The organism is Candidatus Pelagibacter sp. PS_23 (assembly GCF_059417905.1).
The window spans coordinates 289,545-304,514 of record NZ_CM182071.1; the positions used below are offsets into that span (position 1 = coordinate 289,545).

Sequence of the window (14,970 nt, forward strand, 5' to 3'; positions counted from 1 at the left end):
AAATGTCCATAAAAAAAGATGGGATAATGGTAATTTTATCATCCCCATCTGGGGCAGGTAAAACAACTTTAGTAAAACTCCTCTCTAAGAATAAAAATTTTCATATTTCTATTTCTCATACCACAAGAAAACCTAGACTAAACGAAATCGCAGACAAAGATTACTACTTTGTTGATCATGATAAATTCGAAAATTTAATAAAAAATGAAGAATTTTTAGAGTATGCAAAAGTATTTAATCACCTTTACGGGACAACTAGAACACCAGTTATTGAAAAATTAGAAAAAAGTGAAAATGTAATATTTGATATTGATTGGCAAGGAGCTGATCAAATCAAGAATAAAAAATTAAATTATAAATTAATCACTTTTTTTATTTTACCTCCTAGTAAAGAGATACTATTTGAAAGACTATCAAATAGAGACATGAAAGATAAACTGATAGTAGAAGAACGCATGAAAGAGTTTAGCAGAGATGTTTTGCATTGGATTAATTATGATTACGTAATTATTAATGACAATCTAGAAGAATGTTATTCTAAAATTAGCAGTTTAATTGATGCCGAAATTAACAATGGTTCGAAAGACTACGATAAAGATTTCATTAGAAAACATGTTGAAAAACTAACCTCTTAAATCTTCATATTCTTTTACAAGTTTAAAATATACTTCTGGCTCAAGGTTTTGAGGTCTAAGATTAAGATCAATACCGAATTTTTCTGCAACTTTTTTTCCATTATCAAAAACTTGGTTAAAAGGTTTTTTTAACATTTTTCTTCTTTGGCTGAAGAATATTCTAGTAATTTTTTCAAGGTTTTTAGGATCTTTTAATTTAAAAAAATTTTCTTTGGGAGTGAATAAAAGTAAAGAACTATCTATTTTAGGTCTTGGTGAAAAACTTTGTGGTTTAATGTCTAATATTTTTTTTACATTTAATTTCCAGCTAGATAAAATTGATAGTCTGCCATAATTAGAGTTATTAAATTCAGATATAATTCTATCAGCAACTTCTTTTTGGAACATTAAAACGAGACTATCGAACCAAAAATTTGAGCCAATATTAAGAATCCATTTAGATAAGATTTCTGTTGATATGTTATAAGGTAAATTACCAAAGACAGATAGTTTTTGATCCGAGATAGTACTTTCAGATACTTTTAAGATATCATCATTGATGATTTTAATTTCCGTATCAAACTTTTCCTTTAGTAATATGGCTAAATCATCATCTTTTTCTACAACATAGAGTTTCTTTGGTTTTTTTTTTAAAATGTATGTTGTTAGATTTCCACTACCTGGTCCAATTTCCAAGACTTCCTTGTTAGTAATATCGGTTATGGATACAATTTTTTCAAGCACCTCTCTATCTATTAAGAAGTTTTGACCAAGGCTTTTTTTTGCTTTTACGAACACTTATTTATCCAAAAACTTTAAGGCCTGAATTAAGCTTTTTGGATCAGATAAATTTTTACCTAGCATTGAATAATTTGGTCCATGATCTGGAGAAATACGAATAAAAGGTAGGCCTAAAGTAATATTAATTGCATCAAAACCAAATAAAGCCTTCATAGGAGAAAGTACTTGATCATGATACATACCAATAATTACATCATATTTATTTAATAAAAATTTTGTAAAGATAGTATCAGCTGGAAATGGACCATTAATTTTATTATTTTTTAATCGTAATTTCTTAATAGCTGGAATTATCACTTTATCTTCTTCAGAATTTTTAAAATTGCTTTCACAGTGGGGGTTTAGCCCAGTTATTGCAATCCTTGGCATTATATTAAATTTTGTTTTATAAAATTTATTAATCAGATTAACTTGAGTGTATATTTTATGTTTTGTTATTTTTTTATAAACATCTTTTAAAGCAAGATGGGTCGTAAGAGGACTAACAGATAAATTTTTGTTAAATATTAACATTGCAACATCTTTTGTTTTGGTTTTCTTTGCAAGATATTCAGTGATACCTAAAGTTTTTCCTTTTAAAAAAGACTTTTTGGAAACAGGACCATTAATAAATTTGGATAAATTATTTTGTTTCATAAAATTTAAAGCAACTTTAAAAGTTTCATCTATGTACTTATTTGATTTACTAGTAATTTTTTCAAAGCATTTTTTAAACTTATAATCAACATTAATTAAATTAATTTTTTTATTAGTCAGTTTAGAGAAATCTTTTAACTCTTTCCCAATATCATTTATTTTGAAATTAAAATCTAATTTTTTCATCTGTTCTTGAAGTAATTTTTTAGAAATAATGATTATTAAGGGTGATTTATAAATATTAGTTTTTAAACTTTTAAAAAAAATTTCTAAAAAAACACTGTTGGGCTCACCACCCACTATTATTATTGGTTCCTTACCCATTAAAATCTAGATTTTTTTTGATCTTGTTATAATAAATTTTTGAATATTGATTCAACTGTCTATTACGTTCATAGTTAATTGCTTTTTTTAATTCATTTTCAATATCAGTAGTAGTTTCAGAATTTTTTATATTTATTAATTTTAATATCAATATACCATTTGATAAAATTATAGGTTTTGTAAATTCTCCCACTTTTAAGCTGCTTATATTTTTTCTAATATTATTATTAAGTGAATTTTCATTGATCCAACCAATATCACCACCAATTTTAGCCGAATCAGAAAAACTATATGTTGCAGCACTATTTTCAAAACCTATTTCATTTATGCTTTTAACAACTTCTTTATATTTTTTTTCGATCTCTTCTTTGTTTTTAACTTCAAAGATAATTTCAGATAATTGATATTCTTTTGATTCAATTTTGCTATTTTTTAGAAGCTCTTCTTTTAATACAGTCTCATTAATTACAACTTTAGATGAATATTTTTTTATAATCAGTTCATTCCACAAAGCATCAATAGTAATTTTTTTTTCGATATCACTTATTTTTAAATCATAATCTTTTAAATAAATTTCAAATTCATTTATTGATTTTAGACTTAATCTTGAGTAAATATTTTTTAGTAAAAGTACTAAATAGTCTTCATTTAGTTTTATCTCTTTAAAATTTTTTGATATTTCTATTTTTTTTATCTTCTCTCTTATTATTGATTCGTTAGAAATATTTAATATCTTTTCTTGATCTAACTCTTTTAAAGAATTATTAAGAGCCACAAGATATTTAAATTCATTTTTAATATCAATGTTAGTTATAATTTCGTCTTGAATATTATGAATTATTTTTGTTTCAATTGATTGAGCATGCACACAAATTATGATAAATAAAAATATTAAAATTTTCTTTTTCATATAATCCTATTTTAAAGCCATTTTATCTGGTGAAAAAGTTCCAAGTGGAACAATTGTTATAGAGAAAAATAATTCTTCAACTGGTTTAATATCAGCATCATTATAATAATTCTTCTTATATTTTATACCTGCAACCAAACAATCATTTTTATACTCATACACCAAATCATAGTACTCTGTTAAATCAAGCTTTCGATTTCTTCTTGTATTAAATGATATAGAATTTTGATCATCAAAGTTATATTTTGTTGTATTTTGAATTATATTGGTGCTGCCAACAGCACCCCTTTCCTCCAAATAATCAAACTGAGTAATAAAATTTCCAAATTCCATTTTAGTTATTAATGAATTATATTCAAAAGTATTCAAATCATCTGTTAAAGAAAAATTATAGCCTAATGAAATATTTCTAGTAGGTTTAAAATTAAATTCCCCAAATATATTGGAGTTTTTTTTATTTAAAGTACTACTTGCAGGTATATTCTTTTCTTCATTTAATCTAAAAACTGATGCAAGTTTAAAATCAATATATTTTTCAATTTTATCCATTTTATTATCAACATTAACTTTTTCGTTTTTGAAGTTTAAACCTAATGTAACAGACTCACCGGACTCAAATGAGTTTCCTAAACTTAATCGATTAGAAGAAAAAACATTACTAATATCAATTCTTCTAGACTCGTTGCTATTGTTTTTCATTTCATGGGGGCCAAACCTTAAAGACAGCTTTGGTTCTAGAGTATTGAGTGTTGTGGAATTTTTTTTAATTAGTGGCAATGAAGCATTGTATGTATATGCGCTCATTAATTCTGATTGTGGACTATTTTTATATGTAGGGTTATTTTTACCAACAGTATTGATATTTTTCAAAGCAATTTCAAAATTTGTTTTAATTCCATTATCAAAGAATTTATCTAAAGCAGAGTAAATTAAATCATTTGAAATTGTAGATCCAACAACATTCGTATCAGTTAAAGTATTATTTCCATATGAATTGAGATTAAAACTGCCATCAATATTATTCAAACTAAAATTTTTTGAAAAATCATAACTAGGTAGCACATATTGATATCTATCGCTATTGGAGCCATTTAAAGTTTCGTACATTTCAAATGCGGTTGTTAGATCATAGCTTTCATGTTCTAGATCAAATTGAATTTTAGATTCAAGCACAGTGTTGTCATCTATTAGAAGAGGGGATTGTAAATCAAATAGCTTTAAATAGTTATCATTTGATACTTTTTGATAGTTAATTTGAAGCATACTTTTTTTGAAGTTGTCCAACGACAAATCTACTAACGTATTAGTGAAAAGATGAGACCTTGTACCTCCCTTGTCTTGAGCATTAGAGTCATGCCCATTAACAAAGCTAAAATCTGCAATTGTAAGTGAATTCCTTGTTTTTTGTCTATACTCATTTTGTAATAAAAATTTATTATCTTCAAAGAGCCTTGGTTTTATTGTTAGGTCTTTATCTTCAGATATAGCCAAAAAATATGGCACATAAACTGAACTACCTAGATTATTTGAGCTACCAAATTCAGGTTTTAAAAGACCAGATTGTCTTTTTACTGATGGGTCTGGATGAAAAAATTTAGGAAAGTAAATAACCGGAAAATCATATATTTCTAACCAAGCATTTTTATAATTAATTTGTTTTTTAATTTTATCATGGTGAATCTCATCAGATGTAATTTTCCAGGGGGGACATTTATCTGTTTTTTTACATGATGTAAAAACACCTTTTTTAAAGTAGGTACTAATCTTATTTCCATATACTGAAACTGCACTTATTCTTGGATCATTCTCGTTATCCCCGAATAAATCTTTGTGAAACTTTGCAGCAATGTCTTTTCCTAAAAATTCATTTTTTTTTAAATCAAAAAAACCAGTTTTAAAAAAGAATTCATCACTTTTATTTTCTTTATCATTTGTTATAGCTATTATATTTTTACCCTTAAGAATTTCTTGATTAATAGAGTATTGAAATTGTTCAAGTTTATAAGTATTAGATTCATTATCGGTAATAATTGCATTTTTTTTAGATGATAAAATCATCTTATTTTTAAAAAGAGTTAAATCAAAACCTTCAATATTGTATCTATTTGAAATTTTAATTAATGTTTTACCTACTGTAAAAATTTTTTCTTCATTCTTAAGATAAAAAATTTGTTGAGCATTAATAGTTATGTTGTTATTTAAGTCAAAAAGCTGAACATCACCATTTGCTTCCAGTCTATTGATTTCTTTTAAATACTCAAAGTTGTCTGATATTAATTTAAGCTGACTATCAGTTCTAATTGTACCTCTGTTATTGCCTTTATATATATTTCCATTTTCAGTAATTTCTAAATCAGAAATTTCAAAAATAAATTCTTCTCCAAGAACTCTACTAAAGTTAGATAGAGTAAATAAAATCACAAGAAAAAAAGTTATAAATTTATTTTTCATTTAACTTTATTATAGAGATGAAATTTATTATTGATAATATAATTAAAGGCAAAAGAAATGAAAGTGTTACTGGAATTTTTTCATTTGTGCCTAGGACACTTAAAAAATTATTAATATAGTAAATAATTACAGACAAAAAAATTCCTAATGTAATCTTAAAAAAGGTATTTTTTTGGTAGCCAATGTTAAACATAATAATAGCAGAAAAAATTGTAATTAGAGTTAAGTAAACCGGATAAGAGACAATTTTCAATAAGTGAGAATCTATATCAGTTATAGAATAATTTAAAGACATATAACTTTTTCTTAATGCAATTAAATCAATTATACTTAAAGAAGAAAGGTTTGAAAATAAGCTATTTATTTTTTGTAAGTCAAAATTTGAATGTAATATCAATTCATTCAAAGTACTTTGTGAATTACCTTTTAGAGTTATTGGATTAAATATTTTCCATTTTTTTGATGTAATATCAACTCTTTCACTTTGTAATACTTCAACTAAATCAAAATTTTGATCAAACTTTGTTATGGAAACATTAAGTAAAAATTCATTGTTGACTTTGCTGGCATTAATTATGTTTATATTGTCATTTATTTCATCTTTGATCCAAAGACCATTTTCAGTGATAACAGCTAAATACTTATTATCATCTGAATAGTTATTTTTAATCAATAGATATGAGTTTTTTAAAATAGATGATCCGTTATAAAAAAAAATAACCATAATAATGCCAAGAATGAATGAATATAAGCCTAAAATTTTTATGATTTTTATATTATTTAAACCAGAGTACTTAAAGACCTGTAGTTCATTTTTGTCAATAAGATGAATAAAAAATACTTGAGTGCCCAACAAAAAAATAAAAGGAAGTATTTCAAATAAGACCGAAGGTGTATTTAATAAAGATAAAAAGAAAAGATAAGAAAAACTTAAATCTGTATTTTTAAAAAATTCAATTTGTTCAAGGATATTTGTAATCAAAATGATAATAAAAAAAATAATAAAAATTTTTAATAATGAAATATTAAAAAGATTAATTAGAAATTTAATATAGGTTTTCATGTTTTATTAACTTTTAATTTTATTAAAAAATAGAGATAAATAATTAATGTTAAGATTAATGGAAAAATTGAAAGAAATATGTTCTGTATTAAATTTGTACTTATTAATTTTGAAGATGATTCTAAAAAAATAATAAAAAGAAAAGCAAATAAATAAATCTTAAATTTATTAATATTAAATGAATGGTCACTTTTAGATTTTAATATAATTAAAAGTGAAATTGAAATTAGAAAAGTTATATATAAAGGCTTTACCAGTCTTGAGTATAGCTCTTTATAGATATTCTCTAAATTATCTAAATTACAGTTTATAATATTTTCTATTTTTGTATTTTTAGAATTTATTATTGAACTGTTAAAAAATAAAGAACATTTAATTAAATCTATTGTTTTTCCTTCTTGTGTTTTTTGTTGGGTAATTATATTAGCACTAAATTTTGAAATATTATAATCAGTTTTTGAGAATTTAAATTCTGAAACTTTCTCATTTATGATATTGATAGATTTACCTTCATATAACGTTAATATCTTTTTATTATTTTCAATATTTGTAGTTGCAATTTTAGCAAAAGTAGTTTGCGAATTATTAGCACCTGTTTTTTCATGTAAGAGTATATTTATTAATTCACCATTTTTATTTTTTTCATCAAAGTAAATTGTCAAATTTCTAATAACATCTATAAACTTTTTAGGTTTGAGAATACTTTCAAAAAAATCTAAGTTAGATGATCTTATAAAGGATCTTGCTTTATCTTGAGAAAAAGGAGTTATTACAGCATTAAATAATAAACTAACAAGTACAAACCAAAGAGAAAATTTTATAAAAAAATTTATAAAATCAATTTTTTTTATTCCAAAATTCCAAAATATAACTAGTTCATTTTTATTCTCATACTTTAATAATATGTATGAAAACGCTAAAAATATGGCAATGGGAAAAATTCTACTAATTATTTTAGGAAAGCTAAACAATGTATATTTAAAATATACAAGAAAACCATGACCGTCCTCTATAACAAAATCGAGATAATTAACTGCCTGCAATACCCAAATAATTATACTGATGGTAAATATAACTAATAAGAAAAAATTTACACAATCTTTAGATAATTTTTTATAAACAATTTTTTTCATTGAAATACAGTAAATTAGCTCTTATATACCACTAACTCGCATAGAGTGTATTTAAAATTTATGACTATTCAAATTAATTACAAAAAAATAAGTTCAAAAAAAGACTTAGCCAACCTTGTCTTATTTGTTGATGAAAAATTCAATATTAACAATTTAAAAAAATATCTATCAAATTTAGAATTTTCTTACATATCCGATTTATTAAAAAATAGTGATTTGAAAAAAGATTTACTTTCTTTTGAGGTTAATTCAGAAAAAAAAATATTTTTAGTATCCATTAAGAAAGATATAAAAATATCAGATATAGAAAATTTAGGAGCTAAATTTCATAGTTATATTAATAATGATAAGAAAAAAGAATACTTTGTAAATTCAGATACAATTAATAATAAAATTAAAAATTTTGTTGGTTACTTTCTGCATGGACTTAAATTAAAATCATATGAATTTAATATTTATAAATCTAAAAAAAACAAAGAAACTGTTTCCATAAATGTTATAGGAAACAAAAATAAATTATCTACTCAAGATCATTTAAGATTTAAAGCTTTAGAAGAAGGAAGTTTTTTTGCAAGAGACCTTGTGTCTGAACCAGGAAATGTTTTGCACCCTGATGAATATGCAAAGAGAATAAGTACACTTAAAAAATTTGGATTAAAAATAAATATCTACGATGAAAAAAAATTAAAAAAACTTGGAATGAACGCCTTACTTGGTGTAGGGCAAGGTAGTATTAGAGGATCATATCTTGTAACAATGGAATGGAATGGTGCAAAAAATAATTCTAATCCTTTAGCTTTTGTTGGAAAAGGTGTTTGTTTTGACACTGGAGGTTACTCTTTAAAACCAGCAAAGTTTATGGAAGATATGACTTATGATATGGCAGGCTCAGCTACTGTGGTGGGTTTAATGAAAAATTTAGCAATAAGAAAAGCAAAAATAAATGCCGTTGGTGTTGTAGGGCTTGTTGAAAATATGGTCAGTGGAAACGCTCAAAGACCTGGTGACATTGTAAAATCTTATAGTGGCAAAACAATAGAAGTATTAAATACAGATGCTGAAGGTAGATTAGTTTTGGCTGATGCTTTAACTTTTACTGAGAAAAAATTTAAACCTAAGTTTATGGTTGATCTAGCAACTTTAACAGGTGCTATTATAGTTTCATTAGGCTCTGAATATGCGGGTCTATTTTCAAATGATGATAAATTGTCAAAACAATTATTAGAAGCGGGTGATAAAGTTGAAGAAAAATTATGGAGAATGCCATTGCATAAAAACTTTGACAAACTTATAGACTCAAAAAATGCAGATATGCAAAATATTAATTATGTAGGTGGTGCAGGATCTACAACTGCAGCACAATTTTTACAAAGATTTATTTTAAATAAAACACCTTGGGCTCACTTAGATATAGCTGGTATGGCATTTTCAAAATATGGTGGTGCTTTAAATTCAGGTGGTGCAACTAGCTATGGAGTAAGATTATTAAACCAACTAATAGAGGATAATTATGAGTAATATAGAACAAACACTATCAATCATTAAACCTGATGCTGTTGAAAGAAATTTAGATAATGAAATCAAAGAAATGTTTACAGATAAAGGTTTTAAAATTATCAAAGATAAAAAAATCCAGATAACAAAAGCAGAAGCGGAACAATTTTATAAAGTTCATGAAACTAAACCTTTTTATAATGATTTATGTGCTTATTTGTCTTCAGGCCCGATTGTCGTGATGATACTTGAAAAAGAAAATGCAGTTTTAGGAAACAGAGAATTAATGGGTGCAACTAAACCAGAAGATGCTGCAGAAGGAACTATAAGAAAAAAATATGGAATTTCTATTGATAAAAACTCTGTTCATGGTTCTGATAGTGTTGAAAACGCTAAAATTGAAATTAATTTTTTCTTTAAAGATTAATTAAATAATTTTTTTATAGCCGCTGGATAGAGCTTGTGCTCTTGTTTTAAAACTTTTTTAGCTAAAGAAATAGAGGTATCATTTTTTGAAATTTTAACTTTCTTTTGCAGAATTATTTTTCCTGAATCAAGTTTTGCTGTTACAAAATGAACAGTACAACCAGCTATCTTATCTTTATTTTGTATTGCTTTAAAATGAGTATCAAGCCCCTTATATTTTGGTAGTAAAGAAGGATGTATATTAACTATTTTTCCATTAAATTTTTTAATAAAACTTTTAGATAAAATCCTCATAAAGCCTGCAAGGCAAATAAAATTTATATTTTCTTTTTTTAATAAATTTAATATTTTTGTTTCAGCTATTTTATAGTTTTTAAAGCTTGATACATATTTTTTAATATTAAATTGACTTGAAAATTTTAAACCTTTAGCTTTTGAAGTATTTGAAAAAATTAAATCTATGGATATAGGTGAATTTTTTATTTTAGAAAATTTTATTAAATTTTTTAAATTACTTCCAGTTCCAGATATAAATACTGCTGTTTTAATCTTTTTAGGACCAGTCAATTTTACCATTAAGTTTAACTTTATATTTTCCTGCAGTTATTTTTCCAATAACATAGGGTTTAAATTCTTTTGTAAAAAATTTAGTAATTTTATTTAAGTTTTTAGGATTAACTATTAAACAAAAACCAACTCCACAGTTGAATGTTTTTAACATTTCCTCATCATCAATGTTATTTTGCTTCAACCATTTAAAAATTTTTTTAGTTCTAACTTTATTTAAATCTATATCAGCAACTAATTTATCTGGAATAACTCTCTTAATATTATCTGCTAGGCCACCTCCAGTAATGTTTGCACATCCATTTAAAAGATTGTTATCAATTAAATTTAGAACTTCTTTGACATAAATTTTTGTAGGTCTTAGTAATTCTTTTTTTAAAAATGAATTATTTTTTAAATTAATCTTTTTTTTATTAAGCACATGTCTAACTAAAGAATAACCATTTGAGTGAACACCACTAGATGGTATGGCCAGCACTAAGTCATTTTTTTTTATATTCTTCTTTGATAGTATTTTCTTTTCATCAACCAAACCTACTGCAAAACCTGCTATATCGAATTTACCTTTTTCATAGGTACCTGGCATTTCTGCTGTCTCGCCACCAACCAATTCACAGTTTGAAACTTTACAGCCTCTTACTATTCCTTTGAGGATCAATTTTAATTTATTTAAATCAATTTTATTAATAGAAATATAATCCAAAAATAAAAGTGGTCTTGCTCCTTGAACAATTAGGTCATTTACACTCATAGCAACTAAATCAATGCCAATTGTATCATATTTATTGAGTAAATTAGCAATCTCTACTTTTGTACCAACACCATCAGTGCAAGCTACAATTTTAGGATTTTTAAGATTTTTTGGAATATTAGTTATAGAGCCGAAGCCACCAATATTATTAAACTTTTTTTGGCCTTTTTTGTTTGATGATATTGACGATATAAATTTAACAAAATTATCAGCAGCATTTATGTTTACACCACTTTTTTCATAGGTAAATTTTTCTTTTTTCATTAGTATAGTATATGCAAATAATTAATAAATTTTATAAATTTCTGAATGTATATATTTATTTTATTTCATTCTCTCTATTAATAGTATTTTTTTCCACAACTTATTCAAATGCAAATGCATTTAGGGTATCTAAAATTGAAATATCCTCTCCATTTGAATTAAATTTTGAAAAAAATAACGTTATTGACAAAGGATTTCAAACTTCCTTCTCTGATTTGATTTCAATGATTACAACCTCTGGTGATAGAAAAAAGATTAAAAATGTTTCTATAAAAGAAATTAAGGGGATGATCGATTCTTTCACCATTAGTGATGAAAAATTTATAAATAATGAGTATTTTGCAAATTTAGAAACAACATTTAATAAAAAAAAAATTCTTAAATTTTTAGAAAATAAAAATATTTTTCCATCAATACCCCAAAGAAATAAGGTCCTATTATTTCCTATCCTTATAGAAACTAAAAATAACAATATATATCTTTTTAACAACAATGTTTTTTACGATAAATGGAATGAACAAAAAAACTCTTATGATTTGTTAGATTATTTATTACCAAGTGAAGATATTGAAGATTTGATAGAGTTACAAAAAATCTCAAAAGATATTGAAACTTATGATTTTTTAAATCTAATTAATAAATATGATATTAAAGATAATATAATTTTAATAATATATAAAGAAAGCAACAGAATAAGAACACTTTCAAAAATTAATTTAAATAACAACTTGAAAATTCAAAATAAGAACTATCCCAAATTAGATATTTTGAATAATAATGACTTTTCTAATATTGTTGAAAATTTAAAACAGCTTTATGAAGATCAATGGAAAAAAAATAATGAAATTAATACTTCCATAAAACTTCCTATAACAATATCTATTAATTCCAAAAAAACTAAAAAAATTATAGAGTTGGAACAGGTGCTTTATAGTTTAGATCTAGTTTCTGACTTTAGTATTTTGAATTTTAATAGTGAGATTATTCAATATAAAATTACTTATAATGGCACACCTAATATATTTTTAAATGACATGAGAGAAAAGGACCTTGAATTAGAAATGAAGAATAACATGTGGATATTAAAATGAAAAATTTAAATCAATTATTATTAGATTTTAATTATGAACAAAACTTTAAAGATGATGATTTTTATGTTGGAAAGAGTAATTTCTATGCATTTGAAATGATTAACAAATGGCCAAAGTGGGAAAAAAATTTTTTAAACATTAATGGTGAAAAATTTTCAGGAAAAAGTCACCTGGTTAATATTTTTTTGAAAAAATTTAATGGCATTAGGATTGATGTTAATTCATTAAATGACGAAAACATTAAATCCATTAAACCTTACCAAAATATTGTTCTAGAGGATTTAAATTTAAATATAAATGAAAAGCTGATTTATTCACTTTTTAATATAATAGATCAAGATAACAAATTTTTAATAGTCACATCAATAAAACCAATATCAGAGATTAATTTTAAACTTGAAGATCTTCGATCTAGAACAAAGAACTGTCTTTTTGCAAATATTCAAAACCCAGATGACGAGCTAATGTTTGCATTAATATTAAAAAATTTATCAGATAGACAAATTACTTTAGATAAAAAGCTGATTAACTTTATTATTAAAAGAATTGAGAGATCGTATGGCAAAATATTTGAATTCATATATAAAATTGACAAGATTAGTTTAAAAAAAAAGAAATCTATCGATTTTAAAATTATTAATGAAGCTCTTGAGGAATAAGTGAATAAATATAGAACACATACATGTAGTGAGTTAACAATAGATAGTAGTGGTAAAGATGTTGTTTTATCAGGCTGGATAAACAAAAAAAGAGATCATGGAAATTTACTATTCATAGATTTAAGAGACAATTATGGAATGACTCAATGCATCATAGATAAAAGAAATGAAAATTTTAATTCATTAGAAAAAATTCAATTAGAAAGCGTAATTAAGATAAATGGTAAGGTTGTAGAGAGAACAAAAGAAACTATTAACACCGATCTTCAAACTGGAGAGATTGAAGTTAATATAAATTCATTTGAAGTGTTGGGTACTTGCAAGGAGTTACCAATGCCAGTTTTTAGTGATCAAGAGTATGCTGAAGAAATTAGACTCAAGTATAGATTCTTAGATCTAAGAAGAAAAAAAATTCATGACAATATTATCTTAAGGTCAAAAGTTATCTCTTTTATTAGAAGCGAGATGTCTAAACTTGGGTTTTTGGAATTCCAAACACCAATATTAACATCCTCTAGCCCTGAAGGTGCAAGAGATTTTTTAGTACCAAGTAGACTAAATCCTGGAAAATTTTATGCACTGCCACAAGCGCCACAACAATTTAAACAACTTATAATGGTTTCTGGTTTTGATAAATATTTTCAAATAGCTCCATGCTTTAGAGACGAAGATGCAAGGGCAGATAGAAGTCCAGGTGAATTTTATCAGCTTGATCTAGAAATGTCTTTTGTTGAACAAGAAGATGTCTTTCAAGTTGTTGAAAAACTAATAGTCAATGTTTTTAAGAAATTTTCTGAAAAAAAATTGATGTATGAAAAATTTCCAAAAATACCTTATGAGGAATCTATGCTTAAGTATGGATCAGATAAGCCAGATTTAAGAAACCCATTAATAATTTCAGATTTATCAAATATTTTTACACGTGATGATGTTACGTTTGAGATATTTAAAAAGCTTGTAAAATCTGGTTCTAAAGTGAGATGTATAGTAACAAAAAATACAAAAGATAAACCTAGAAGTTTTTTTGATAATATTGATAAGTGGGCAAAAGAACAAGGGGCGTCTGGTCTTGCTTATTTTACAATTGAAAAAGAAGAAAATATTTCAGCAAAAGGACCGGTGGGAAAATTTTTTTCTAAAGAAGCCCTAGAGGAAATTATGAAAATCACTGGAGCTGAGATAGGGGATAGTATATTTTTTGCTTGTGGCAAAATAAATGATGTTGAAAAAATAACCTCTCTAGCTAGAGATAAAATTGCTAAAGATTTAAAATTAATTGATGAAAATACTTTCGCATTTTGTTGGGTTGTTGATTATCCAATGTTTGAAAAAAATGAAGTAACAAATAAAATCGAATTTAGTCACAATCCATTTTCAATGCCTCAAGGAGACTTAAAAGATATTGATTTTGATAATCCTCTTAATATTAAAGCCTACCAATACGATATTGTTTGCAATGGGATAGAGCTATCTTCTGGTGCAATTAGGAATCACGTGCCTGAATTGATGTATAAGCTTTTCTCGATTGCTGGATATCAAAAAGAACAAGTTGATGAAAAATTTAGTGGAATGATCAATGCTTTAAGTTATGGAGCCCCACCTCATGGTGGTATAGCACCTGGTATCGATAGAATTGTAATGTTATTAGCAAATGAAAAGAATATTAGAGAAGTTACAATGTTTCCAATGAATCAAAATGCTCAAGACTTAATGATGAATGCTCCATCAAACGTTAACGAAGAGCAACTTAAAGAGCTTGGTTTAGCTTTAAAACTGAAAAAATAAT

General features: G+C 25.1%; 14 protein-coding genes. 6 read left to right on the plus strand and 8 right to left on the minus strand.

What is annotated here, in order from left to right; all coding sequences use genetic code 11:
• Nucleotides 1–2 precede the first annotated feature (2 nt).
• On the plus strand, nt 3–635 hold the full coding sequence (gene gmk / locus AC5SLY_RS01545; protein ID WP_271726309.1) for a guanylate kinase: 633 nt from the start codon (nt 3–5) through the stop codon (nt 633–635).
• Here the strand turns inward: gmk and rsmA are convergent.
• From rsmA to AC5SLY_RS01575, 6 genes are read right to left on the minus strand one after another with little or no spacing between them, the layout of a single operon-like run.
• Complete coding sequence (gene rsmA / locus AC5SLY_RS01550) at nt 624–1,412, minus strand: 16S rRNA (adenine(1518)-N(6)/adenine(1519)-N(6))-dimethyltransferase RsmA (protein WP_494598973.1); 789 nt, start codon at nt 1,410–1,412, stop codon at nt 624–626. The genes gmk and rsmA overlap by 12 nt on opposite strands.
• Nucleotides 1,413–2,375: a 4-hydroxythreonine-4-phosphate dehydrogenase PdxA gene (locus AC5SLY_RS01555; RefSeq protein ID WP_494598974.1), complete on the minus strand. Its 963-nt coding sequence runs from the start codon at nt 2,373–2,375 to the stop codon at nt 1,413–1,415.
• The gene (locus tag AC5SLY_RS01560; protein ID WP_494598975.1) at nt 2,368–3,285 is read right to left on the minus strand and encodes a peptidylprolyl isomerase; all 918 of its coding nucleotides are present in this window, start codon (nt 3,283–3,285) and stop codon (nt 2,368–2,370) included. Before AC5SLY_RS01560 ends, AC5SLY_RS01555 begins: the two co-directional genes overlap by 8 nt.
• Nucleotides 3,286–3,291: 6 nt before the next feature.
• Nucleotides 3,292–5,736, minus strand: coding sequence for an LPS-assembly protein LptD (locus AC5SLY_RS01565; protein ID WP_494598976.1), 2,445 nt, complete (start codon nt 5,734–5,736; stop codon nt 3,292–3,294).
• Nucleotides 5,726–6,799, minus strand: coding sequence for an LptF/LptG family permease (locus AC5SLY_RS01570; protein WP_494598977.1), 1,074 nt, complete (start codon nt 6,797–6,799; stop codon nt 5,726–5,728). Before AC5SLY_RS01570 ends, AC5SLY_RS01565 begins: the two co-directional genes overlap by 11 nt.
• Nucleotides 6,796–7,932, minus strand: coding sequence for an LptF/LptG family permease (locus AC5SLY_RS01575; RefSeq protein WP_494598978.1), 1,137 nt, complete (start codon nt 7,930–7,932; stop codon nt 6,796–6,798). The genes AC5SLY_RS01570 and AC5SLY_RS01575 overlap by 4 nt, the downstream gene beginning before the upstream one ends.
• A 60-nt stretch (nt 7,933–7,992) precedes the next feature.
• Between AC5SLY_RS01575 and AC5SLY_RS01580 the strand changes: the two genes are divergently transcribed.
• Together AC5SLY_RS01580 and ndk are read left to right on the plus strand one after the other, a co-directional pair.
• Nucleotides 7,993–9,450, plus strand: coding sequence for a leucyl aminopeptidase (locus AC5SLY_RS01580; RefSeq protein WP_494598979.1), 1,458 nt, complete (start codon nt 7,993–7,995; stop codon nt 9,448–9,450).
• On the plus strand, nt 9,443–9,853 hold the full coding sequence (ndk, locus tag AC5SLY_RS01585) for a nucleoside-diphosphate kinase (RefSeq protein WP_006997196.1): 411 nt from the start codon (nt 9,443–9,445) through the stop codon (nt 9,851–9,853). The genes AC5SLY_RS01580 and ndk overlap by 8 nt, the downstream gene beginning before the upstream one ends.
• Here the strand turns inward: ndk and purN are convergent.
• Together purN and purM are read right to left on the minus strand one after the other, a co-directional pair.
• Entirely contained in the window at nt 9,850–10,428 is a 579-nt protein-coding gene (gene purN, locus AC5SLY_RS01590) for a phosphoribosylglycinamide formyltransferase (protein WP_494598980.1), read from the minus strand. The two genes, ndk and purN, sit on opposite strands and share 4 nt — an antisense overlap.
• Nucleotides 10,406–11,434, minus strand: a complete 1,029-nt coding sequence (purM, locus tag AC5SLY_RS01595; RefSeq protein WP_494598981.1) for a phosphoribosylformylglycinamidine cyclo-ligase — start codon at nt 11,432–11,434, stop codon at nt 10,406–10,408. Before purM ends, purN begins: the two co-directional genes overlap by 23 nt.
• An 11-nt stretch (nt 11,435–11,445) precedes the next feature.
• Here purM and AC5SLY_RS01600 point away from each other — a divergent pair, with 11 nt between their 5' ends.
• The 3 genes from AC5SLY_RS01600 to aspS are packed head-to-tail and all read left to right on the plus strand — an operon-like array spanning nt 11,446 to nt 14,969.
• Complete coding sequence (locus AC5SLY_RS01600; protein WP_494598982.1) at nt 11,446–12,525, plus strand: hypothetical protein; 1,080 nt, start codon at nt 11,446–11,448, stop codon at nt 12,523–12,525.
• A complete protein-coding gene (locus tag AC5SLY_RS01605) occupies nt 12,522–13,184 on the plus strand; it encodes a P-loop NTPase family protein (RefSeq protein WP_271741507.1) in 663 nt (220 codons plus the stop codon). Before AC5SLY_RS01600 ends, AC5SLY_RS01605 begins: the two co-directional genes overlap by 4 nt.
• The gene (gene aspS, locus AC5SLY_RS01610) at nt 13,185–14,969 is read left to right on the plus strand and encodes an aspartate--tRNA ligase (protein ID WP_494598983.1); all 1,785 of its coding nucleotides are present in this window, start codon (nt 13,185–13,187) and stop codon (nt 14,967–14,969) included. It begins immediately after the preceding gene.
• Nucleotide 14,970 lies beyond the last annotated feature (1 nt).